At 65.8% G+C, this 23261-nt stretch carries 24 protein-coding genes; 7 read left to right on the forward strand and 17 right to left on the reverse strand.

Annotated elements, in window-relative coordinates; translation table 11 throughout:
- The first annotated feature begins 118 nt into the window (after positions 1-118).
- A complete protein-coding gene (locus J6595_RS20845) occupies positions 119-862 on the forward strand; it encodes a phosphoadenylyl-sulfate reductase (protein WP_280891598.1) in 744 nt (247 codons plus the stop codon).
- Positions 863-1026: 164 nt separating this feature from the next.
- Here J6595_RS20845 and J6595_RS20850 read toward each other — a convergent pair whose 3' ends face one another.
- Both J6595_RS20850 and J6595_RS20855 read right to left on the reverse strand, forming a co-directional pair.
- Positions 1027-1434: a MerR family transcriptional regulator gene (locus tag J6595_RS20850; protein ID WP_209597394.1), complete on the reverse strand. Its 408-nt coding sequence runs from the start codon at positions 1432-1434 to the stop codon at positions 1027-1029.
- Positions 1435-1629: 195 nt separating this feature from the next.
- Positions 1630-1971: a hypothetical protein gene (locus J6595_RS20855; protein ID WP_209597395.1), complete on the reverse strand. Its 342-nt coding sequence runs from the start codon at positions 1969-1971 to the stop codon at positions 1630-1632.
- Between the two features lie 222 nt (positions 1972-2193).
- Between J6595_RS20855 and J6595_RS20860 the strand changes: the two genes are divergently transcribed.
- The gene (locus J6595_RS20860) at positions 2194-3135 is read left to right on the forward strand and encodes a nucleoside hydrolase (protein WP_209597398.1); all 942 of its coding nucleotides are present in this window, start codon (positions 2194-2196) and stop codon (positions 3133-3135) included.
- Between the two features lie 217 nt (positions 3136-3352).
- On the opposite strand, the gene deoA is transcribed toward J6595_RS20860, so the two are convergent.
- The 8 genes from deoA to J6595_RS20900 form a co-directional block, all read right to left on the reverse strand.
- The gene (deoA, locus tag J6595_RS20865; RefSeq protein WP_209597400.1) at positions 3353-4663 is read right to left on the reverse strand and encodes a thymidine phosphorylase; all 1311 of its coding nucleotides are present in this window, start codon (positions 4661-4663) and stop codon (positions 3353-3355) included.
- A 279-nt stretch (positions 4664-4942) separates the two neighbouring features.
- On the reverse strand, positions 4943-5704 hold the full coding sequence (deoC, locus tag J6595_RS20870; protein ID WP_209597402.1) for a deoxyribose-phosphate aldolase: 762 nt from the start codon (positions 5702-5704) through the stop codon (positions 4943-4945).
- 20 nt (positions 5705-5724) lie between these two features.
- On the reverse strand, positions 5725-6531 hold the full coding sequence (locus tag J6595_RS20875) for a purine-nucleoside phosphorylase (protein WP_209597404.1): 807 nt from the start codon (positions 6529-6531) through the stop codon (positions 5725-5727).
- Entirely contained in the window at positions 6528-6956 is a 429-nt protein-coding gene (locus J6595_RS20880; protein WP_209597406.1) for a cytidine deaminase, read from the reverse strand. The genes J6595_RS20875 and J6595_RS20880 overlap by 4 nt, the downstream gene beginning before the upstream one ends.
- The gene (locus tag J6595_RS20885; RefSeq protein WP_209597479.1) at positions 6956-7924 is read right to left on the reverse strand and encodes an ABC transporter permease; all 969 of its coding nucleotides are present in this window, start codon (positions 7922-7924) and stop codon (positions 6956-6958) included. The genes J6595_RS20880 and J6595_RS20885 overlap by 1 nt, the downstream gene beginning before the upstream one ends.
- Complete coding sequence (locus J6595_RS20890) at positions 7924-9066, reverse strand: ABC transporter permease (protein WP_209597408.1); 1143 nt, start codon at positions 9064-9066, stop codon at positions 7924-7926. Before J6595_RS20890 ends, J6595_RS20885 begins: the two co-directional genes overlap by 1 nt.
- A gap of 1169 nt (positions 9067-10235) precedes the next feature.
- Positions 10236-10661, reverse strand: coding sequence for a VOC family protein (locus J6595_RS20895; protein ID WP_209597410.1), 426 nt, complete (start codon positions 10659-10661; stop codon positions 10236-10238).
- On the reverse strand, positions 10658-12190 hold the full coding sequence (locus J6595_RS20900) for an ABC transporter ATP-binding protein (RefSeq protein ID WP_209597412.1): 1533 nt from the start codon (positions 12188-12190) through the stop codon (positions 10658-10660). Before J6595_RS20900 ends, J6595_RS20895 begins: the two co-directional genes overlap by 4 nt.
- A 100-nt stretch (positions 12191-12290) precedes the next feature.
- On the opposite strand from J6595_RS20900, the gene J6595_RS20905 reads away from it, so the two are divergent.
- The gene (locus J6595_RS20905) at positions 12291-12755 is read left to right on the forward strand and encodes an acyl-CoA thioesterase (RefSeq protein ID WP_209597414.1); all 465 of its coding nucleotides are present in this window, start codon (positions 12291-12293) and stop codon (positions 12753-12755) included.
- On the forward strand, positions 12752-12973 hold the full coding sequence (locus J6595_RS20910) for a SlyX family protein (protein ID WP_209597415.1): 222 nt from the start codon (positions 12752-12754) through the stop codon (positions 12971-12973). Before J6595_RS20905 ends, J6595_RS20910 begins: the two co-directional genes overlap by 4 nt.
- 41 nt (positions 12974-13014) lie before the next feature.
- Here J6595_RS20910 and J6595_RS20915 read toward each other — a convergent pair whose 3' ends face one another.
- Positions 13015-13548 carry a TIGR02281 family clan AA aspartic protease gene (locus tag J6595_RS20915; RefSeq protein WP_209597416.1) on the reverse strand — a complete coding sequence of 178 codons (534 nt, stop codon included), beginning with the start codon at positions 13546-13548 and terminating at the stop codon, positions 13015-13017.
- A 237-nt stretch (positions 13549-13785) separates the two neighbouring features.
- On the opposite strand from J6595_RS20915, the gene J6595_RS20920 reads away from it, so the two are divergent.
- Positions 13786-15426, forward strand: a complete 1641-nt coding sequence (locus tag J6595_RS20920; protein WP_209597417.1) for a GMC family oxidoreductase — start codon at positions 13786-13788, stop codon at positions 15424-15426.
- A 118-nt stretch (positions 15427-15544) separates the two neighbouring features.
- Positions 15545-17293: a tetratricopeptide repeat-containing sulfotransferase family protein gene (locus tag J6595_RS20925; protein WP_209597418.1), complete on the forward strand. Its 1749-nt coding sequence runs from the start codon at positions 15545-15547 to the stop codon at positions 17291-17293.
- 7 nt (positions 17294-17300) lie between these two features.
- Here J6595_RS20925 and J6595_RS20930 read toward each other — a convergent pair whose 3' ends face one another.
- The 6 genes from J6595_RS20930 to hisB form a co-directional block, all read right to left on the reverse strand.
- Positions 17301-18518: an MFS transporter gene (locus J6595_RS20930; RefSeq protein WP_209597420.1), complete on the reverse strand. Its 1218-nt coding sequence runs from the start codon at positions 18516-18518 to the stop codon at positions 17301-17303.
- A gap of 203 nt (positions 18519-18721) precedes the next feature.
- The gene (locus tag J6595_RS20935; protein WP_209597421.1) at positions 18722-19699 is read right to left on the reverse strand and encodes a CHAD domain-containing protein; all 978 of its coding nucleotides are present in this window, start codon (positions 19697-19699) and stop codon (positions 18722-18724) included.
- 9 nt (positions 19700-19708) lie between these two features.
- On the reverse strand, positions 19709-20188 hold the full coding sequence (locus J6595_RS20940) for a CYTH domain-containing protein (RefSeq protein WP_209597422.1): 480 nt from the start codon (positions 20186-20188) through the stop codon (positions 19709-19711).
- Between the two features lie 127 nt (positions 20189-20315).
- Positions 20316-20969 carry an imidazole glycerol phosphate synthase subunit HisH gene (hisH, locus tag J6595_RS20945; protein WP_209597423.1) on the reverse strand — a complete coding sequence of 218 codons (654 nt, stop codon included), beginning with the start codon at positions 20967-20969 and terminating at the stop codon, positions 20316-20318.
- A 2-nt stretch (positions 20970-20971) separates the two neighbouring features.
- Positions 20972-21682, reverse strand: coding sequence for a DUF2628 domain-containing protein (locus J6595_RS20950; RefSeq protein WP_209597424.1), 711 nt, complete (start codon positions 21680-21682; stop codon positions 20972-20974).
- Between the two features lie 22 nt (positions 21683-21704).
- Positions 21705-22313, reverse strand: a complete 609-nt coding sequence (gene hisB, locus J6595_RS20955) for an imidazoleglycerol-phosphate dehydratase HisB (RefSeq protein ID WP_209597481.1) — start codon at positions 22311-22313, stop codon at positions 21705-21707.
- Positions 22314-22542: 229 nt separating this feature from the next.
- Between hisB and hslV the strand changes: the two genes are divergently transcribed.
- The gene (gene hslV, locus J6595_RS20960; RefSeq protein ID WP_209597426.1) at positions 22543-23109 is read left to right on the forward strand and encodes an ATP-dependent protease subunit HslV; all 567 of its coding nucleotides are present in this window, start codon (positions 22543-22545) and stop codon (positions 23107-23109) included.
- Positions 23110-23261: the final 152 nt, after the last annotated feature.

A 23261-nucleotide genomic window follows, 5' to 3' on the forward strand; every position in this document is an offset into this window, starting at 1 on the left:
AGATCGCCGAGCGCTATGCGGCTCGCTGCGACACGACGAAGATCCCCTGCGTGTCCGTCTGGACGCCGTCCTCCTGAGCGATCGGGAGATCATTTTCGGGGGGTGAGAGTGGTGATTGATGGTTCTGCCAGTCGAAACGACCTCCCGGATGGAACTGCAGCGCAGGGCGCAGGCTCTGTCGCTGCGCTTTGAGGGGGCCGATGCGTCGGTCGTTCTGAAGGCGGCGCTGACGGAGCTCTTCGTCGGCCGGATCGGCCTTGTGTCGTCCTTCGGGACGGAGGCCGCGATCCTGCTGCACATGGTCTCGCGGATCGATCCCTATGCTCCGGTGGTGTTTCTCGACACCTGGAAGCACTTTGCCGAGACGCTCGCCTATCGCGACCAGCTGATCGAGCGTTTCGGCCTTTGCAACGTCCAGATCGTCACGCCGCGTCCGGCGCAGCTCGAGGCGGACGATCCCGATGGCGACTTGCACGCCCGCAATGCCGATCTCTGCTGCCATGTCCGCAAGACCCTGCCGATGCTGTCGGCGCTGAGGCCGTTCGACTGCTGGATCACCGGCCGCAAGCGGCATCAGGCGCGAACGCGGGCCGGCATGCAGCTGTTCGAGGGCGAGGAGCGCCGGCTGAAGCTCAACCCGCTGATCGACTGGTCGGCCGACGACATCGCGGCCTATTTCCGTGAAAACGATCTGCCCGAACACCCGCTGAAATCGGCGGGCTACCTCTCCGTCGGCTGCCTGCCCTGTACGCGGGCGGTCAAACCCGGCGAGGACGCGCGCGCCGGACGCTGGGCCGGCACCGACAAGACCGAATGCGGCATCCATATCGTCGACGGGAAAATCGCCCGCGCGGTGGGGTGATCGGAGCGCGGTCCGCTCTGACGATCAGTGACAGACAACGGGTCGCGGGGCTGCGCCTGGAGCATTTCCCGTGCAAGCCGGTTCGGCTTTCACAGGCGGACAATGAGGCTTGGCAAAGCAATAGAGCGTTTTGGCCGACTCTTGTTCGCCGGAAACGCTCTGGCTCAGTTCCCGCCATGCAGGTCCCTGGTGTCCTCGTCTGACAATTCCCCGTTCACCTCGGCCAGCGTCTCGTCCATCAAACGAAGCATCTTTTCGAGGGCGCGGCATTGCTCGCTGAGAACCTCACGTTGCTCGCGCAGGCGCGTTTCCAGTCCCTTCATGTTCTCGCGTCGACCGAGCGGTGCCTCGTAGAGATCGACGATCTGCTTGACCTCGGAGAGGGGAAAGCCGAGCGTCTTGAACCTTGTGATGAGTTCCAGCCGCTTCTTGTCGGCGGTGGAGTAGACCCGCATCTCACCGCGACGGCCGGGCCGAACGAGGCCCCGTTCTTCGTAGAAGCGCAGCGTGCGAAGGGTGAGCCCGAACTCCTGCTCCAGGTCCTTGATGGAGAACGTCTCTTCGTCTGGCATCTACTACTCACCTGCTGCCGGCCAGCCATGGGGTCCGGCGAACGGTCCTTATGACGCGCGTGCCGCGGATTCTATTCAAGTTCGCTCGCCATCGAAACTTTGCCGCTTCGATGTCGTTGCAAATCCACGATTTTTTTCAGTCAACGGGCATGAGGGAAACGGGAATAACGAACGGGAGCTTTCAGACGCGGTCCGTCAATGGATGACGGACGAAACCACCTTCTCCGGCGGCTCGCCTTCGGATCGCCAGGCGAGGCGGAAGAACGGGATCACGAAGCCCTGCCATTCGCGATCGTGGAACGTCACCGCCAACTCGCCCTTGTGATCGTGCATGGCGACGACAATGCGTTGCGGCAGGCGGCGGCCTTCGACCATCAGGAACAGGTTTTGCGCCATGGCATAGACCCGGCGAAGCCGCTCGATCCGGTCGGGTTCGTCTTCCTGTCGATGGGCTTCCATGACGGGAAGATATTCAGCCGCCAGCTGGCGCTCCTGTATGCCGTCGCCTTCACCCAGATGCCACTCTTCCAATTTCATATGCTGCTTTCCAGATGACGTGCCGCCATTGCAGTATAGACCTTCACAGCCGATCTTGAACCGCTCGCGGGCCTCAGCGCGCCTCCATGCACAGCACGATTGCCCGCGCGCATCGAGGAATGTCGCTTCGGCGCTATCTGGCCGCGCCAAAACTTGGCATAGGCGTAGCCGGAGAACGGAACATGCCGTCTCCACTTTGGCACAGCGAGGGAGCCCGACGTCATGGAAAAGCGCGCCGTTATTTTCGATACCGACCCCGGCCAGGACGATGCCGTTGCGATCCTGACGGCGCTTGCCTCGCCGGAACTCGACGTTCTGGGCATCTGTACGGTCGCCGGCAATATCCCGCTGGATCTGACGACGAAAAACGCCCTGAAGCTCATCGAACTCGCCGGCCGCACCGACGTGCCCGTCCATGCCGGCTGCGACCGGCCGCTCGGCCGCGCTCTCGTGACCGCCGAGCATGTCCACGGTGAAACCGGGCTCGACGGCCCGGACCTGCCTGAACCGGCGACCGGGCCGGGCGCTGGCCATGCCACCGACTTCCTGATCGAGACGGTACGGGCGCGCGAGCCGGGCACCGTGACGCTGATGGCGCTCGGCCCGCTGACCAACGTCGCGCTGGCCTTCGCCAAGGCGCCGGACATCGTTTCGCGGCTCGCCGGCCTCGTCCTGATGGGCGGCGGCTGTTTCGAGGGCGGCAACATCACGCCGGCGGCCGAATTCAACATCTATGTCGATCCCGAAGCCGCCGCGATGGTGTTCCGCTCCGGCGTTGCGATCACCGTCCTGCCGCTCGACGTCACCCATCAGATGCGCTCGACGAAGCAAAGGATCGATGCGTTCCGGGCGCTCGGCAACAAGGCCGGCGAAGCGGTTGCGGCGATGCTGTCCTTTTCCGAGCGCTTCGACGTGGAAAAATACCAGTCGGAGGGCGCGCCGCTGCACGATCCCTGCGTGACCGCCTTCGTGCTCGATCCGTCGATCTTTGAGGGTCGGCAGATCAATGTCGAGATCGAGACCGGCAGCGCGCTCGCCCGCGGCATGACGGTGGCCGACTACTGGGGCGTCACCGACCGGCCAAAGAACGCCTTCTGGGTGCGGTCCGGGGATTCGGACCGGTTCTATCAGCTTTTGACGGAACGGATCGGCCGGCTGCCTTAAAGGCCGGGGACAGGCGAAGCAGCCCCTCATCCTGAGGTGCTCGCAAAGCGAGCCTCGAAGGGCGAGGGGCTGGCCTTTCAGATGCTGGTGCTTCCCGGTGCATGCAACTGCGAGACCCGAGCGCGCACCCTCGCCCTTCGAGGCTCACCCGATTGAAAATCGGCCTCGCACCTCAGGATGAGGGTGCGTTAGGCGTCGCATGGGCGCCGGCCTGGCTTTAACCGATCCGCCCGATCACCGGCTCGCCTGCATCCACAGCAGTCTCACCAAGCCGATAGGCGGCCCGCAGCCTCGTGGCGGCGCGCTGAAAGCCGGTTTCGTCCCTCGCATGGATCATCGCCAGAGGCTCGTCCTCGGCAATTGTCTGGCCGATCGCGGCGAGTTTGGTCAGGCCGACCGCATGGTCGATCGCGTCCTGCGGCAGGCGTCGCCCGCCGCCGAGTTCGACGACGGCAAGGCCGAGCGCCTTGGCATCGACGGCCGAGACGACGCCGGACGCCCCTGCGGTGACGGGGCGTATCAGCGGCGCGTGGGGGAGATGGGCATCGAGGCGCTCGATCAGCTCTGCCGGTCCGCCGAGGGCCGCGACCATCTGGCCGAAGCGCTCGGCGGCCGCGCCCGTGTCGAGCGCCCGGCGGGCCATCGCCTTGCCGGCAACGCCATCCTCGGCGAGCCCCGACAGGGCCAGCATTTCGGCCGCAAGCATGAGGGTCACCGTCTCCAGCCGGGCGTCTCGATGGGTGCCCGTCAGAAAATCGACGGCGTTCCTGACCTCGACGGCATTGCCGGCGGACGACGCCAGCGCCTGATCCATGCGGGTGATCAGCGCCGAGGTCTTGAGCCCCGCACCGTTCGCCACCGCGACGAGAGTTTCGGCGAGGTCCCGCGCCGCGCTTTCCTCGGCCATGAAGGCGCCGGAGCCGGTCTTGACGTCGAGGGTGAGAGCCGAGAGCCCTTCGGCGAGCTTCTTCGACAGGATCGAGGCGACGATCAGCGGCACGGACTCCACCGTCGCGGTCACGTCGCGGACACGGTAGAACTTGCCGTCGGCCGGGGCGAGCCTTGCGGTCTGCCCGACGATGGCGCAGCCGACGTCCGCAACCGTGCGGCGGAAGGTGCCGGGATCGGGAATGATCGAATAACCGGGGATCGATTCCAGCTTGTCCAGCGTCCCACCGGTATGGCCGAGGCCGCGGCCGGAGATCATCGGCACCGCCGCGCCGCAGGCGGCCAGGATCGGCGCCAGCATCAGTGAGACGTTATCGCCGATGCCGCCGGTCGAATGCTTGTCGATAACGGGCCGGTCGAGGCCGGGCCAGGCCATCACCTCGCCGGAATCGCGCATCGCCTCGGTCAGCGCGACGGTCTCGGCATTGTCGAGGCCGCGAAAGATCACAGCCATGGCGAAAGCGGCGATCTGGGCATCGCCGACGGTGTCGTCGGCAAAGCCGGCGACGAAGGTCTTGATCTCGTCGGGCGTGAGGGATCGGCCGTCGCGTTTTTTGGCGATGATTTCCTGGGGGAGCATCAGGGGCGCTCGCCTCTTTGCGGGAGGTTTGACAGGCCCGCGCCTGGAACCCCCCTCTGGCTTGCCAGCCATCTCCCCCACAAGGGGGGAGATCGGAAGCTTGTCTGTCGATGACATTTTCTGATGCGTTCATGCCAGCTTCGCCGTCGGCGGAAGAGTGGATAGGCTCGTGCGAGATCGATCTCCCCCCTTGTGGGGGAGATGTCCGGCAGGACAGAGGGGGGTAAGCGGCGCGCGCTGCCGTCGATGTTCAGTGGCACCAGCGTCGAGCCCATTCCCTCAGTACCCCGCCTTGCCGCCCGGCCGCTCCGACCCCTGCGCCACCGCGAGGAGATCGGCCAGCACGCCCGAAGCCCCGAGCCGGAACCGCTCCGGCGTCGGGTAGTCGATGCCGCAGATGGTCTCGGCGAGGCGCATGTAGCCGTCGGCGTCCTCGAAGGTCCTGATGCCGCCGGCGGGCTTGAAGCCGACCGTCGAGCCGGCCTTGGCGATCTCTTCGAGCAGGATGCGGGCGGAAGCGGGTGTCGCATTGACCTCCACCTTGCCGGTCGAGGTTTTCAGGAAATCCGCTCCGCCGGAAAGCGCCGCATTGCAGGCCACGCGGATGGTCGCCTCGTCGTAGAGCTTGCCGGTTTCGAGGATGGTCTTGAGTTTCGCATGGCCGCAATTGGCCCTGATGGTGCGCACGTGCGCCTCGACGAAGCCGGGATCCTCGGCCACCCGGTCATAGGCGATGACGAGGTCGATCTCGTCGGCGCCGTCCTGGACAGCCTTTTGCGTCTCGAGCAGCGTCGCGTCGATATCGGAGCCGCCGAGGGGAAAGTTGACCACCGTCGCCACCTTGATGCGGGCGGAAAGCTCCCGCCGGGCGAAGCCGACGAAAGCCGGCCAGATGCAGATCGCCGCGACGGGACCTGAGGGAGTTTCGGCCTTTTCGATCAGCGCGGCGACATCGGCTTCGCTGCAGTCGTCGTTGAGATTGGTCAGATCGAGACGGGCAATCAGCTCGCCGGCGCGCCGGACCTTGGTTCCGTCATTCATGGATGCCTCCTCCCGCATCTTCAGTCATCGAACGCACCGTCCTTGAGCATGGTTTCGACGATGCGCGAGAGCCGCGCGCCGCCCTTCGGCGCCATCTCCTTGGTCTCGTCATGGGAGAGTTCGGCGCCGGTCATGCCCGCCCCGTAATTGGTGATCACCGAGGCGGCGACGACCTTCAGCCCGAAGAAACGGGCGAGGATGGCCTCCGGCACGGTCGACATGCCGACGGCATCGGCGCCGAGAATGCGGGCCATGCGGATTTCCGCCGGCGTTTCGAAGGAGGGGCCGGAAAACCACATATAGACGCCGCCGAAGACGGTCTCGCCGAGCGTCGTCGCCGCGGCCGCCATGCCGGCGCGCAGGCCCGCGTCATAGGCCGTGGTCATGCCGACGAAACGGGCGTCGGAGGGCTCGCCGATCAAAGGGTTCATGCCGGAAAAGGCGATGTGATCCTCGATCATCATGACGGCGCCCGGGGGGATATCCTCGCGCACGGAGCCGGCGGAATTGGTGAGGAGCAATTTGCCGATGCCGAGTTCGGCGATCGCCTCGATCACCGGGCGCATGGCCGCCGCCTCGCCGGTTTCGTAATAATGCACCCGGCCGGAGACGATCAGAACGAGGCGACCGCCAAGCGTTCCGATCACCACCTCGCCGGCATGGCCCGAGACGGAACTGACCGGAAATCCGGGAATGTCGGCGAAGGGGATGCGGCCTGCGACCTCGACCTTCGCCGTGAGATCGCCGAGGCCGGAGCCGAGCACCATCGCGGCGACCGGTGTCTTGCCGCCCAGCCTCGCTTTCAGAGCGTCCCTCGCCGCGCTCACGCCGAAGCCTCGTTCTCGGCCCCGTCCAGCGAGGCGGTGTCGAAGGAATGGGGGAGCAGCTCGCCCATGGTGACGGTCTCCACGACGCCGGTCGCCGCGTCGCAGAGATGCACTCTAGTGTCCGGGCCGGAGAATTCGGCGAGCCTTTGGCGGCAGCCGCCGCAGGGCGAACAGGCGACGAGCTTTTCGGCGACCACCGCGATCTCGACGATCCTCCGGCTGCCACCGGCCATGACCATATGGGCGATGGCGCTGGTCTCGGCGCACCAGCCTTCGGGAAAGCTCACCACCTCGATGTTGCAGCCGGAATGGACGCTGCCGTCGTCAGCGAGGATCGCGGCGCCGACGGGAAAGCGCGAATAGGGCGCATGGCACTTGGCCATGGCCGATTTCGCGGTCTTGAAGAGATCGTCGATCGTGGTCATCACCGCTCTTTCACATAAGGTACGCCGCCGGCCTTGGGCGGGGTCGCCTTGCCGACGAAGCCGGCGAGGAGAATGACCGTCAGGATATAGGGCAGGGCCGAGACGAACTGCACCGAAATCTGGCCGATGACCGGCAGCTCGACGCCGCCGACGCGGATCGAGATCGCGTCGAGAAAGCCGAAGAGGAGGCAGGCGAACATCACCGGCACCGGCTTCCAGTTGGCGAAGATCAGCGCGGCGAGCGCGATGTAGCCCTTGCCGGCGGTCATGTCGCGGGTGAAGCCGGCGGCCTGGGCGGTGGCAAGATAGGCCCCGGCAAAGCCGCAGAGGACGCCACAGATGATCACCGCCCGGTAGCGCAGCCAGGTGACGGAAATGCCGGCGGTATCGACCGCCGCCGGGTTTTCGCCGACGGCCCGCAGCCTCAGGCCGAAGCGGGTGCGAAAGAGGATCCACCAGGTCAGCGGCACCATCAGAAACGCGACATAGACGAGCGGCGTCTGGCCCGAGAGGATGCCGGAATAGATCGGCCCCAACACCGGCACGTCGCGAACGGCTTCGGCGCCGGGCAGGTCGACGGCGGTGAAGCGCCCTCCGCCGAAGAGGCTCGGCGTTCGCCCGCCCTGGCCGAACCAGCTCTGGCCGAGGATGATGGTGAGGCCCGCGGCGATGAAGTTGATAGCGACGCCCGAGACGATCTGGTTGCCGCGATAGGTGATCGAGGCGACGCCGTGGATCAGCGAGAAGCCGACCGAGGCGAGAATGCCGACGCAAAGGCCGAGCATCACCGAACCCCAGACGGCGGCGGCCGAGGCCGAGGCGAAGGCGGCGATCAGCATCTTGCCCTCGAGCGAGATGTCGAAGATGCCCGAGCGCTCCGAATAAAGCCCCGCGAGCGCCGCGAAGAGCAGCGGCGTCGACAGGCGGATGGTCGAATCGATCAGGTCGAGGAGCGAGGAAAGATCCATCATTTGGCCTCCCCGACACTGGCGCCGGCCGGCTCCTCGGTGCGGAAGCGGACCCATTGATAGGCCGCGCCGATGCCCGGCCGGAACATGTTTTCCAGGGCGCCGGCAAAGAGGATGACGAGCCCCTGGATGATGACGATCATGTCGCGCGAGATCGCCGGCATGTCGAAGGCGAGTTCCGCCCCGCCCTGATAGAGCATGCCGAAGAGGATCGCCGCAGGGACGATGCCGGCCGGGTGGCCGCGCCCCATCAGCGCGACGGCGATGCCGACGAAGCCGGCGCCTTGCGGGAAATCGATGGCGAGGCGGTACTGGTCGCCCATGACGGCGTTCAGCGCCATCATGCCGGCGAGCCCGCCGGAGATCATCATGGTGACGACGATCAGCCGTGTCTCCGACATGCCGGCATAGCGCGCGGCGCGGGGCGAAAAGCCGAGCGTGCGGATTTCGTAGCCGAGCTTGGTGCGCCAGATCAGCAGCCAGATCAAAAAGGCGGCGGCGAGCGCGACGAAGATCGAGACGTTGAGCGGCGCGCCGCCGAGATTGAAGCCGAAGAGCTCGAACAGGCCCCTCAGCTTCGGCAGCTGGCCGCCGACATCGAAGGTGCGGGTCTCGGGGGCCATCGAGCCGACCGGCTTCAGGACGCCGACGAGGAGATAGACCATCAGCGAGGCGGCGATGAAATTGAACATGATCGTCGTGATGACGATGTGGCTGCCGCGTCTGGCCTGGAGATAGGCGGGGATGAAGGCCCACAGCGCCCCGAAGGCAAAGGACAGCGCGATCGCCAGGGGCAGATTCAGCCACCAGGGCAGGATCGCCCCGAGCGACAAGGCCACCGTCGCGACACCCAGCCCGCCGATATAGGCCTGCCCCTCGCCGCCGATGTTGAACAGCCCGCCATGAAAGGCGACGGCGACGGCAAGCCCGGTGAAGATGAAGTTGGTCGCGTAATAGAGGGTGAAGCCGAAGCCCTCCGCATAGCCGAAGGCTCCGCGCAGCATCAGGACGGCCGCCTGAAGCGGGCTTTCGCCGACGGCAAGGACGACCAGGCCGGCGACGAGAAAGGCGACGACGAGATTGACCAGCGGGATCAGGCCGTAGTCGATCCAGCGCGGGAGTTTGGCATAGGGACGGCTCATGGGCGCGCCTGTCTCCGGATGGTGTTGCAGCGGCGCTGCAGGAAGTGGGGGAGCATCATCGCTTCGTCATCCCGGGCTTGACCCGGGACCCATTCCAAGTCGTCGGAACGGCTGTGCCGATACCTCGACGCGTGATCTCATTGTTCGGCGACGAAAGGGCTCGCTCAACTTGGAGGAATGGATCCCGGCTCGGGGGCCGGGATGACGAAGCTTCGATGGCGGCGCGGAGTCGCCTCCTCCAGAGGGAGCGGCGGCTCCGATACCCCCCTCTGTCCTGCCGGACATCTCCCCCACAAGGGGGGAGATCGATCTCGGCCCGGCGTCGCGACTTTCCTGCAACTTCGCTGAGAACTTGCATCTGCGCCCGAGCACGGCCAGAAATCGGGAAGCGGAGCGATCGATGCCGCGTGATCTCCCCCCTCGTGGGGGAGATGCCCGGCAGGGCAGAGGGGGGCGCGACGGCCGCGGCGGGCCTTCATTGCCGGACATGACCCGGCGACACAGCCTTATATCCGGGGCGCCTCGCCAGCGAGCAGATGTCGAAGGGCCACAACGGTGACGGGGAGCCGCGAAAGCCGAAGCTTCGTCATTCTCGGGCCCCGTCCCGAGAATCCAGCGATCGTAGGACGTTATGCGCGTCGGTTGCAGAGAGGCCAAGCGGCCGACGTCGCGGCCGCCGCCCCTGGATTCTCGGGACGGGGCCCGAGAATGACGAAGCGTTCGGGTAGGCGCCTCTGCTACCCGCCCTTGTAGCGGTGTCCGAAAGAGGGGAGGAGACGCGCAGGTCGTCCCAGCAGCCCGGCAGGGCAGAGGGACGCGGGCCTGTCGCGGCGAGCCTTCGCCGAATTTGGTCCGGCAACGCTGCCTGATATCGAAAGGCGCTCGTCTGCGAGCAGACACCAACTGACCTCTTCGTTGACGGGCGGCGGCGAACGGCAAAACTTCGTCATTCTCGGGCCCCGTCCCGAGAATCCAGCGATCGTAGGACGCCATGCGCGTCGGTTGCCGAGAGGCGAAGCGGCTCACGTCGCGGCCGCCGCCCCTGGATTCTCGGGACGGGGCCCGAGAATGACGAGGCGTTGAGGTCGGCGCCTCGGCTTGCCGCCGCCTGGCGCTTCGAACGTCGTTCGAATGCGGCCGTCTCGAAAAGAGTGCGTTTGCCGAGACGCTCATGTCAGATCGACCCGGCCGTCGCCATCCATCCGCCAGAAGGGATTGTGCGCCACCTCCCACAGATGGCCGTCGGGGTCGCGAAAATTGCCGGAATGGCCACCCCAGAAGGCCTTCTGCGGCGGCTTGACGGGATCGGCGCCGGCTTCGATCGCGCGGGCGTAAAAGGCGTCGACGGCGGCAGGGCTTTCGAAATTCACCGCCAGGGCCATCGAGCCGGACCCCGACGGCAGGTCGCCCTCGCCACCGTCGGCGATCATGTCATCGCGGTTCCACAGGGACAGGACGATACCGTCGCCGAGCATGAAGGCCGTGCGCTCGAAGCTGTCCTTCGATCTTGCCCAGCCGAGTGCCTCGTAGAATGCGACCGATCGCGCGACGTCTTCAACGCCGAGCGTCACGAGGGTGATGCGCGCGGGGTTCATTCCGCCGCTTCCTTTTCGTCGACGCCGGCCATCAAGAGGCCGAGCTCGCTCTCCGAGGCGTCCGGCCCGCGTTCGCCGACGATGTTGCCGGCGAACATGACGAGGATGCGGTCGGACAGCGCCCGGATCTCGTCGAGCTCGACGGAGACGAGGAGGATCGCCTTGCCGGCATCGCGCATGGCGACGATGCGCTTGTGGATGAACTCGATCGCGCCGACGTCGACGCCGCGGGTCGGCTGGCCGATGAGAAGCACGTCCGGGTCGCGCTCCATCTCCCGGGCCAGCACGATCTTCTGCTGGTTGCCGCCGGAAAAGTTGGCGGTTTTCAGCCGGCAGTCGGCGGGGCGGATGTCGTAGCCCTCGATCTTGTCGCGGGCGTCGCGGCGCATGGCGGTCAGGTCCAGAAGCAGGCCCTTCTGGTAGCGCGGATCGTCCTGGTAGCCGAGGATGGAATTCTCGTTTTCCTCGAAGGGCAGGACGAGGCCCATATGGTGGCGGTCCTCGGGAACGTGGCCGCAGCCGATGCGGCGGATCTCGGCCGGGTCGCTCTCTTTCGCGGGGTCTATCTCGCGGCCGCAGAGGACGATCTGGCCGCTTTCGGCCTGGCGGATGCCGGACAGCGCTTCCAGAAGCTCGCTCTGGCCGTTGCCGGCGACGCCCGCAATGCCGACGATCTCGCCGGCCCGCACCGTGAAGGAGACGTCCTTCACCATGGGAACGCCGCGGCCGTCCTTCACCGTCAGCCTCTTCACGCTCAGCATCGGATCGCCGGGTTTCGCCACGTCCTTGTCGACGGTCAGAAGCACGCGCCGGCCGACCATCAGCTCGGCAAGTTCGGCAACGGAGGTCTCGGCGGTCTTGCGGGTGGCGACCATCTCGCCTTGGCGCATGACCGAGACGTTATCGGTGATCGCCATGATCTCGCGCAGCTTGTGGGTGATCAGGATGATCGTCTTGCCCTCGGCGCGCAGCTGCTTGAGCACCTCGAAGAGGTGATCGGCCTCGGACGGGGTGAGAACGCCGGTCGGCTCGTCGAGGATGAGGATATCCGCCTGCCGATAGAGCGCTTTCAGGATTTCCACCCGCTGCTGCAGGCCGACGGGCAGATTCTCCACGATCGCGTCGGGATCGACCTCGAGCCCATGGTCGGCCTCGAGCCGCCTCAGCTCGGCCCGGACCGTGGCGATGCCCTTGCGCAGGAGCGGCGAGCGCTCGGCGCCGAGCATGACGTTCTCGACCACGGTCAGATTGTCGACCAGCATGAAATGCTGGTGCACCATGCCGATGCCGGCGGCGATCGCGGCATTCGGATCGGTGATCTCGACGCGCCTGCCGCCGACGCGGATCTCGCCGCGATCGGCCTGGTAGAAACCGTAGATGATCGACATCAGCGTCGATTTGCCGGCGCCGTTCTCGCCGACGATGCCGTGGATGGTGCCGCGCTCGACCGTGAGGTCGATGGACTTGTTGGCGCGCACGGCGCCGAAACTCTTGTCGATGCCGATCAGTTCGATCGCCGGTTCGGCCATATGGGTCAGGACTTCTATCGTTGTTTGAGGAGATTAATCAGCGACACGTGTGAAGGCCAGAGGCAAACTGCTGCAATCCAAGGAGAGATCGGAACCCGTGATGCCCTCCGCCGACAATGCCGTTTCAAATCAGCGCCGGCCAGAGCCCGCCAGACGCGCGACCTTTCCGCTGTTCAGGCCCCTGGCGACGCGATGGGCGGACAACGACATCTACGGCCACATGAACAATGTCGTGCATTATTCGCTCTTCGACACGGCGGTGAACGGATGGCTCATCGAGGCCGGCCTGCTCGATCTTGAAGCTGGCGAAGAAATCGGACTCGTGGTCGAGACCGGTTGCCGTTACCATGGCGAACTTGCCTTTCCGGACGAGGTGACGGCGGGGATCGGTATCAGCCGGCTCGGCCGGTCGTCGGTGCGCTACGAGATCGCTCTGTTTCGCGGCGATGCCGAGGAAGCGGCGGCCGAGGGCTTCTTCGTCCACGTCAATGTCGACCGCAAGACGCGGCGGCCGGTGGCGATCGGCGAGGCCAGAAGGCGGAAATTCGAGGAGATACTTCTATGAGCGAGCCAAACGACTCCGCCGGGCCGCGGATCGAGGATCTCGAGGTCATGGTGGCCCATCAGGCCCGAACCATCGAGGAGCTGTCGGAAGAGCTGACGAGGGCCTTCCGGATGATCGAACGGCTGCAGCATCTGACCCAGGCGCTGGGCGAACGGCTCGGCGCCGTCGAGGACGTCGCGATTCCAAAGCCGCAGCAGCAGAAACCTCCGCATTATTGAGGCGGAGGCCCGGCCGGGCCGGGCAGGCGGGTCGCGTTCGTCTATTCGTAAAGCGTCAGCGCGCCGTTCTCGACAGAATAGCTCTTGAGGCGCTTGAGAAAGCTCATGCCGAGCAGCGTCTGGGGCAGCGCGGCATCCCGGATCACCATGGCGTCCACGTCGCGCACCGAGACCGTCCCGATGGCGATCTCGCCGATCCTGGCACGGGCAGCCATGGCGACGCCGTTCGCCGTGTGTACGGGATAAACGAAGTCGCCGGCCGACAGGGTGATGCCGAGACGGCGGGCGGTGTTCTCGTCGAGCGCGACGGCACTGGCGCCGGTATCGACGAGGACCGGGATGGATCGCCCGTTCATCACGGCATCCGTCCGGAAATGCCCGGCGCGGTCGCCGGCGATGCGGCTCTGCCGGGCGAGCCGGCGGTTTGCCGGTGCGGCGGCCTCCACCGTTCTTGGATGCGCATCGAGGCTTTCCGGCTGGCCGGAGAGGATCCTCGCCTCATAACGCTCGAAGAGCGACGGTGCTGCGAGCGCCGCCACGGATGCGATGAGGAGGAGGATCAGATGGTTGTTCATCGTGCCGCGATGCGCCTCTCGTCGCCACCTTTCTGGCGATAGGGCCCTCAACCTAGCTTGCGATGGGTTGAGGTGGCGTAAAGGCGGCCGTGAGAATGCGCCGGGTCGGTCTGTGACATGGCCGCCAGGGCCGCGAGGACAGGCCAGATCGCGCCGGCAGCCGAAGCCTCGCCCTGTCCGGCCGCTGCCGTTGCTTTGCCTTCTCGCCTCTCCGGCGCTATGCAACGAGGCTGGTCGATGGGGGAGGAAACATTGGCTGACACTGAAAGCTCTCAGACCTTCGACTACGTCATCGCGGGGGCGGGCTCGGCCGGCTGCGTGCTTGCCAATCGCCTGTCCGCCAATCCGAAGAATCGCGTGCTTCTGCTCGAAGGCGGCGGCAAGGACGACTGGATCTGGTTTCACATTCCGGTCGGCTATCTGTTCGCCATCGGCAATCCGCGCGCCGACTGGATGTTTCGCACCGCCGAGGAAAAGGGCCTTAACGGCCGCTCGCTCGCCTATCCGCGCGGCAAGACGCTGGGTGGCTCCTCGGCCATCAATGCGATGATCTACATGCGCGGCCAGGCCGCCGACTACGATCACTGGCGCCAATTGGGGCTAATGGGCTGGGGCTGGGACGACGTCTTGCCGGTGTTCAAGCGGGTCGAGGATCACGCGGAGGGGGCGAGCGAGTTCCATGGCGCCGGCGGCGAATGGCGGGTCGAGCATCCGCGCGTGAAGTGGGAAATCCTCGACCGGATCCGCGAGGCGGCGGAAGAGGCTGGCGTGCCGCAGATCCCGGATTTCAACATGGGCGACAACACCGGCTCGTCCTATTTTCAGGTCAACCAGAAGAGCGGAAGGCGCTGGAGCGCGGCGCGGGGCTTCCTCACCCCGGTGATGGGACGCAGGAATCTCACGGTCGAGACGGGCGTCTCTGTCGACAGGGTGGAGGTGAAGGACGGCCGCGTCGCCGCCGTCGTCTATCTGAAGGACGGCGAGACCCGCCGGGCCTTCATACGCGGCGAGGCGGTTTTGTCGGCCGGCTCGGTCGGCTCGCCTTTGATCCTCGAGCGCTCCGGCATCGGCGACGGCGCGCGCCTCGCCGCCCATGGCATCGACGTCGTCCAGCATCTGCCGGGCGTCGGCGAAAACCTGCAGGACCATCTGCAGATTCGCCCGATCTACAAGGTGAACGGCATCAAGACGCTGAACACCGAATACTGGAACCTCCTCAGCCGCGCGATGATGGGGGTGAACTACGCGCTGTTCCGCAAGGGGCCGCTGACCATGGCGCCGAGCCAGGTCGGCGCCTTCGTGAAATCCTCGCCCGAATACGAGACCGCCAATCTGGAGTTCCACTTCCAGCCACTGTCGCTCGACGACTGGGGCCATGGCCTGCATCGCTTCGCCGCCTTCACCGCCAGCGTTTGCAACCTGCGCCCGACGAGCCGCGGATCGGTTCATCTCTCGGGTCCGCTGCCCGAGGATCAGCCCGACATCCGCCCGAACTATCTGACGACCGAGGCCGACAGGCGCGTCGCCGTCGATTCCTTGAAATGGGCGCGCAAGATCGTCTTCGAAAAGCCGCTGGAGCCTTACCGGCCGGAGGAATACAAGCCCGGCGCCCATGTCGCCTCGGAAGAGGAAATGCTGGTTGCGGCCGGCGATCTCGGCACGACGATCTTTCATCCGGTCGGCACCGCGAAGATGGGGACGGACGACGACATGATGGCCGTCCTCGACGGCAGGCTGCGGGTGCGCGGGATCGCTGGGCTGCGGGTGATCGACGCTTCGGTGATGCCCACGATCACCTCCGGCAACACCAACTCGCCGACCATCATGATCGCCGACAAGGGCGCCGAGATGATGCTCGAGGATGTCAAATCGCGGTAAGGCGAGCTCCGGCGAGCCCCGGAGCCGGCTTCGGACAAGCATCATCTGGTTTCTGGCAGGCAACGACCTGCCGGCGGATGTCTGTGCGTGGCGGGGATGATCGAACGCGGAGAACCGAATGCCCGCAGCCGCTTTGTCGCCGGATCTCGCGATCCGCAAGGTGAAGAGCTTCGTGAAGAAGGGCGAGGTTCAAAAGGCCCTCGTCCTCTGCAATCAGGTTCTCGAGCGCTATCCGGGCAATCGCCGCATCGTCGATGAGGTCGAGGCGATCGGCAAACGCGCGGGAAGCGTCGGCGAGAACGCGGTTTTCCTGCAGGCCGAGATCGTCAAGCTCGCCTCCCACTACCATGCCGGCCGATATGGCGAAGTCATCCGTCATGGCCATGTGCTTCTGGCATCGGCGCCGTCGGCTGCCCTCGTCCACAATCTCGTCGGCTCAGCCCATCAGGCGCTTGGAGACCTGGAAGAGGCGGCGAAGTCCTATCATGCGGCGCTGCAGATCAAGCCGGACTATGCCGAGGTTGTCCGCAGCCTCGGCGAGGTGGTGCTCAAGCTCGGCCGGTATGGCGAAGCGCTGCCACTCCTCGACCGGGCGATAGCGCTCCGCGGCGGCGAGGCCGAGACCCTGACATGGCGCGGTGACGCGCTCGCCGGCCTTGGCCGCGACGACGAGGCATTCGCCGCCTACGAACTGGCGCTCCGCCGCGATCCCGAACACGCCACGGCCTGGAACGGCAGGGCCCTTTGCCTCGAACGCTTCGGCCGGATCGAAGAGGCCGTGGCGAGCCTCAGGCGCGCCCTCGACATCATTCCCGACTACATCGCCGCGCGCCTCAATCTCGGCCGTGTGCAGACCTTTTCCAGCGGCGACTTCGATTTGCAGCAGATGGAGGTCTGGTGGAACGGTGCGGATCTGTCACGCGACAACCGGATCATCCTCGGCTTTGCCCTCGGCAAGGCCTATGACGACATCGGCGAGACGGCCAAGGCATTTCCGGTGTTTGCCGAAGCCAACCGATTGCGGCGGGAGGCGATCGGTTACGACATCTCCATCCATGAACGCCTCGTCGCCTCGATTGTCGCGCTGCAGCGCCAGCGGCTCTGCGACAGTGCAAAATGGTTCGTCCCGCACGATACGCTCGCCCGCAGGCCGATCTTCATCATCGGCATGCCCCGCTCGGGCACCAGCCTTGCCGAGCAGATCCTCGCCAGTCACTCGGGGGTCTTCGGCGCCGGTGAAACCTCGGCGGTGGAAAGGGCGGTGAAGCCTGTCTTCGCGCAGCTCGCCTCGGGCGACGTCGAGACCCGCAGACGGGGGCTGCGCGCCATTCGCGATCGCTACAACGGCTTCCTTGCCGGCCTCAACACCGATGCCCCGTTCGTCACCGACAAGATGCCGATCAATTTCCTATGGGCCGGGGCGATCCGGGCGGCGTTTCCCGAGGCCATTCTCATTCACACGGCGCGCGATGCGGCAGCCGTCTGCTTTTCCAATTTCAAGCACAATTTTTCCGACGACGGGCTGGGGTTCTGTCTCGATCTGAGGGATGTCGCGCGGTTTCATCGCCTGCACGACGCGCTCATGAGCTTCTGGCACGAGACGATGCCCGGCGCGATCTATCCGCTCGACTACGAGGCTCTGACCGAGAACCAGGAAGACGAGACGCGGGCGCTGCTCGCCCATTGCGGGCTGGAATTCGAAGACGCGTGTCTGGAATTTCACGCAACGAGCCGCGTCGTGCGCACGGCGAGCGCAAGGCAGGTGCGCCAGAAGATGTATCAGGGAAGCTCCAAGGCCTGGCGCGCCTACGAGGCTGATCTCGCGCCGATGCTGGAGATCCTCGCCGCACCGATGCCGCGGCTCTGATCGCCGTTCACCCGGCCGCCACCGCGCGATCGGCCCTGGCCATCATGCCGGACAGGGCGAAGACGACGGAAAGCAGCGCCGCCATGCCGAGATAGACGGTCGCCAGACCGATACGCTCGGCGAGAAAGCCGACGATCGACGGCGCCATCAGCCCGCCCGAATAGCCGATCGCCGTCGCAATCGAGATGCCGATGCCATCAGGCAGGCCCTTGACGTTTCCGGCGGCGGAAAAGGCGATCGGAACGATGTTGGCAAGGCCGACGCCGGCCAGCGCGAAGCCCGCAATGGCGATGACGACGTGTCCGGCAAGGCCGGCGACCAGCAGCCCGCAGGCCGCGACGAAGGCGAAGATCCGCACCGTCCTGACCGCGCCGAGACGGTTGCGGATATCGTCGCCGAGGAAGCGGAAGATCGCCATCATCGCGGAAAAGGCAGCGAGCGCGAAGCCGGAGGTCGCCGTGTCCGCGCCGAGCTCGCTCTTCAGATAGAGCGCGCTCCAGTCGATCGCGCCGCCCTCGGGCAGCATGGCGAGAAGCGCGAAGAGGCCGATGGCAAGGGCGCTGAAGAGACCGGCCGGACTGTAGGCGGGAGCCTTGGCGCCGGGGCCTGGCGGCGCGTCCTTGTCTCCCTCCGTTTCCTGAGCGCTATCTCGGTCGTCTCGAAGCGTCTTCATCACGAAGACGAAGCACAAGACTATGATGGCCGAGACGGTACTTGCGTGCACCGCTGGCCCGAACGCCGCGATGATCGGGCCGCCGAAGCCTGCACCGACGAAGCCGCCGACGGACCAGAAGCCATGGCTCGAAGACATGATGGCCCGATCCATGTGGCGTTCGAGGGTGATCGCGTTGGCGTTCATCGCCGCATCCATGCCGCCGAACATCGCCCCGAAGAAGAAGATCGCCGCAAATGCCGCGGAAAGGCTCGGCGCGAGGATCAGGGCGGGAAAGGCGAGGGCTGCGAGAAGATGCGTCACAAGCAAAGGCGGCCTCGAGCCCACACGGCCGATGGCCCTCGCAATGAGCGGCATCGTCACGATGCCGCCGAGACCGAAGAAGACGATCAACAGTCCGATCGTCTGCTCGCTGATCTGAAGGCGCTCGGCAATCACCGGCACCTCCGGTGCCCAGCTGCCGATCCCGAAGCCGTTGACGAAGAAGGCGAGGGCCACGGCCAGTCGGGCCTTGGGAAAGCGCTGGAGCCTTGTCTGGAAGGCGAGGGACATTCTGGCTCTTTCAGGCGAGTGATCTGTGAGGATGGGTGGCGCCGCAGGCCGCCGCAATTCGGGGTGGTCGCCGAGACGTTGGCGTCAGCGAGCAGAGGCTTCGGCGGGGATGACCCTGATCGCGAAGGCCCGCAGTGCGCCAGCTCCGCGCCCTCAATCGCGATTTCGGTCACGATCCGGCCGACACTTGCCGCGTCGGTGGATCAGGCGACCCGCCGGTCGGCCTTTGGGGGCTCGGCGGGCATGGCATCGCCGTTCTTCTCGCCCTCGTCGGCCGCAAGCCTGTAAAGGCGGGCGATCCGCCGGGAGAAACTGTCGCCCGTTTCGACGAGAAGCCGGCGCGCGCCGGCGATCCCCGCCTCGCGCAATTCACTCTGGCGCCTGTCGATCAGGGCGATCAGAAGCGACAGGGTTTCCTCGTCGCCGAAGGCATCGGGGTCGGCGCGCACCTCGCCGCGCAGCACGGCAAAGTCGTGGTCGCGGCCGAGATCGTCGGCGATCGACTTGGCGAGGTCGATCGGTGCACCGAAGGCTTCCGGCCAGGCGGGAGCGAGAAGTCGCAGGTGCATCCAGTGATATTTCACGCGTTTCCTCAGATCGTGCAGATCCTCCGCGTCACGGCTCTTTGCGGCGATCGCGAGTGCGTCGCGAGCCCGCTCGAAGGTCTTGGCGGCGCCGCGCGCGACGATCCGGCCTGCCTTTTTCGCGTCGTGTCGGCCGCCGCCGATCTGGAACGCCTCGATCCTCGGACGCGCCTGCTCCATGGCGAGCACCGCGTTTCTGATCGAGGCCGCATCGCTGTCAAGCTCGACCGCCGCGTCGCGATCGGCGACAAGTTTCGCCCGCACCGATCGTAGCGAGCCGGCCTTCAGCTGGCCGGCAAAATGCGTCTCGAGATCGTCGAGAGCCTCGATCAGGGCGGCCTTGTCGCGCACGCCGGAAAGGCCTCTCGCACCGTCTCGAAACGCCGCGTTGAGGTCAGCGTAAAGATCGTCATCCGCCGGGCGGATGAGTCGGACGAGACCGCGCAGCTTCTTCAAGCGTTTGCGCGCCTCGTGGATCGCCTCGTGCAGGTCGCCGTCCTCGCCGCGCAGGTCGGCCAGAGCGCGGTCGATCTGGGCCAGCGCGACCTTGCGGAATTCCGCGTCGAGGGGGCGGGCGGGGCGGATCTTGTAGGCCATGCGTCTTCCTTAACTCGAAGCTTTGTCGTCAGCCGGGCGGCCGCGAAGGGCGAGCGTCTGGTTCAGATAGCGCGGATCGCCGGTCACCTCGATGCTAAGGAAGTCGGGCCGCTCGAAAGTCTCGTCCTCGCTCGCAAGTTCGATCTCGGCGACGACGAGCCCATCGAGGGCGCCGTGATAGACGTCCATCTCGATGGTGTTCGCCCCATTCGGCACGAGATGGCGGGTCTTCTCGATCGGCGTGCCGATCGCCGCGAGGCGCAGCGCCTCTGCGTCTTCCAACGGAATCTCGTATTCGAACTCGCCCCGGCTGATGCCGCGCCCGGTCTTCAGCGTCAGCCTCGCCGACGAACCATCGGTGATCCTGACGCGGCAGGAGCGGTCCTCGCCGGCAAAGAGATAGAACTGTTCGAACCTTCTGGCCGACACGGCGCGATCACGCCAGCCGTCCGACCCGACCAGAAATTTCCGTTCGATCTCCTGTCCCATTGCGCAGATCCTTGCCTTTCCCAGATCGGAAATGGCGCCGGCATTGCGAGATCAAGGTCGGCGCCGGAATAATGCCGGGCATTGCGATCGGCGAAGGTTTGTCCGCAGGGGCAAGGCGGCGGAGAGGTCAGGGCCTCCAGCCGAGAAAGTTGGCGAGAAGCCGCAGGCCGAGGGTCTGGCTCTTTTCGGGGTGGAACTGGGTGCCGGCGAAATTGTCGCGCGCCACCATCGCCGTGACCTCGCCGCCGTAATCGGCACTGGCCAGCACCATCGCCGGGTCCCGCGCGAGAAGATGGTAGGAGTGGACGAAATAGGCATGCAGGCCGTCCGGCCCCGTCTCGATTCCGTCGAGAAGCGGATGATCGTTATGTCGCTCGATCGTGTTCCAGCCGATCTGGGGCACTTTCAGCGTCGGATCTTCCGGATCGATCCTGACGACATCGCCGGGAATCCAGCCGAAGCCCTCGGTCACGACCTTTTCCAGCCCGCGCGAGGCCATCAGCTGCATCCCGACGCAAATGCCGAGGAACGGCCGGGCGCGGGTTTCCACCGCCTCTTTCAGCGCCTCTGTCATGCCCGGCACGGCGCAAAGCCCCGCCTTGCAATCGGCATAGGCGCCGACGCCCGGCAGGATCACCCGGTCGGCGGAGCGGACCATCTCGGGCTCGTCGGTCAGGGCGACGGTGACATCGTGGCCGCCTTCGCGAGCGGCGCGCTCGACCGCCTTGACCGCCGAGCGCAGATTGCCCGAGCCGTAATCGATGATCGCAACTTTGTGCATCGTCAAAGCCTTCCGACCGGAACGCGCCGCCCGCCGGCGAGCTTTGCCGTTTCAACGCCCGGCTTGTCCCAGCGCTCCGCCCGGCCTTCGACCTTGAGCGCCCGTTCGAGCTCCGCCGTCAGCTCGGACTCCCCTTTGCCCTTGCCCCGAGCTTCGGAGGAGGGGGCAGCGGCGTCATCCGCGCCTGCGGGGCCGCCCATCGCGCCAGCCTGCGGTTTGTCGAGAAGCCTGCGGTCGTCTTCTTCGGCAGATTGCGCGCGGGCGCTCCCTTCAAGGTTGGTGTCGCTCGCATCGTTCGAAGGCGCTCTGTCTTCGGCAGGGTTCGGCGCGCGCAGCATCAGGGCTTCTTCGGGAAAGGCGTGGTAGTAGATCAGCTCGGCTTCGTCCGAGCTCTGCGCCTCGAAGGCCGCGACGTCGTTCCAGCCCTTGCGACGCAGCTTGGCCGCGCGCAGGCTCGGCCCTTCGAGCCCGATCAGGACGCCGAGAAGCATCGAGATCAGCACCGCGCTCAACTCGAAGCCCTCGACCGTGCCGAGGGCATTGATCGCCACCAGGAGGGCGACGGTCACCAGACCCGACACCCAGAGCCCGTAGCGAAACATCCAGAGAAAGGTAAAGAAGAAGGCCAGAAACGAAAAGCGGTCGCGCAGAAACACCGCCGTGTCGCTCGGACCCATGGCTTCCGGCGGCTCGTAGACGAGATAGCGGGTCATCGCCGCGTCCTTGCCCGCGCGATCATGCCAGCATTCCCTTGGTCGAGGGCACGAGATCGGCCTGCCGCGGATCGATCGCCACGGCGTCCCCGAGGACGCGCGCCACGGCCTTGAAGCAGGTCTCGGCGACGTGATGGGCGTTGGCGCCGTAAAGGTTCTCGATATGCAGGGTGATCCCGGCATTCTGGGCGAGAGCCTGGAAGAATTCGCGCACCAGCTCGGTGTCGAACGAGCCGATCTTGGCCCTCGAAAACTCCGCCTTGAAGACGAGTAACGGCCGGCCCGAAACGTCGACGGCCGCGCGTGTCAGGCACTCGTCCATGGCAAGATCGAGCGAGGCATAGCGGCGAATGCCGCGCCGTTCGCCCAGCGCCTGACGAATTGCCTGGCCGATGGCGATGCCGGTGTCCTCGACGGTGTGGTGATCGTCGATGTGAAGGTCGCCGTCGGTCGCGATCTCCATGTCGATCAGCGAATGCCGGGAGAGCTGCTCCAGCATGTGATCGAAGAAGCCGACGCCGGTCGCGATCGTCGAACGGCCGGTGCCGTCGAGATCGACCTTCACTCGAACCTTGGTTTCCTTGGTCGCACGCTCGACGACGGCGTCGCGCCGCCCTGCCGTTTGAGCCATGTCCTCGCCCCCGAACACGTCCATCGTTTCGTTCGGCTTCTACGCCGGAATGCGCCGGCTTGAAAGCGTTCCGTTACAAAACCGTCGTGAAAGCTGAAGCCGGGCTTGCCGCGCGTCGCTTGGCAAGCGGCTGCGTTACGCCCACATGGGGGGCGAAACGGACGGACGGACGGCGCCGCGCTGGCCGCGATCGACGGTGAGCGCCGCGCCCTCGCAACAAGGACCCACCATGAATTTCGAAAAGCACGATCCGGACAAGATCTACGGAACCACCATCGTCACCGTCCGCAAGGGCGGACAGGTGGTCATTGCCGGCGACGGCCAGGTCTCGCTCGGCAACACGATGATCAAGGGCAATGCCAGGAAGGTGCGCCGGATCGGCAAGAACGGCGAGGTCATCGCCGGTTTTGCAGGAGCGACCGCCGATGCCTTCACGCTTCTGGAGCGCCTCGAAAGCAAGCTCGAGCAATATCCCGACCAGCTGATGCGGGCCTGTGTCGAACTTGCCAAGGACTGGCGCACCGACCGCTATCTCAGGCGGCTCGAGGCGATGATGATCGTCGCCGACCGGACCGTGACCTTGACGCTGACGGGGACAGGCGACGTTCTGGAGCCTGAGCACGGGCTGATGGCGATCGGGTCGGGCGGCAACTACGCGCTTGCGGCCGCCCGGGCGCTCGCCGACACCGAGCTGTCGGCCGAGGAGATCGCCCGCAAGGCGATGAAGATCGCCGCCGAGATCTGCATCTACACCAATGACAACGTGGTGGTCGAAAAGATCGACGAGGCCGAGTGAGGCCTCATCTGCCTTTTCGGGCCGGATCTTCTCCGGCAAGGCGGCTCGTTCGGGGATATTAAGAAAAGCCGCGGCGATCGAAGCGATCGCCGCGGCCTTTAGTCGTGCTTCAGCACGCTTTCCGCGGGAGAATGCGTTCTTTCCTGCCGCTG

This window comes from Jiella mangrovi (assembly GCF_017815135.1).
Classification (GTDB): Bacteria; Pseudomonadota; Alphaproteobacteria; order Rhizobiales; family Rhizobiaceae; genus Jiella; species Jiella mangrovi.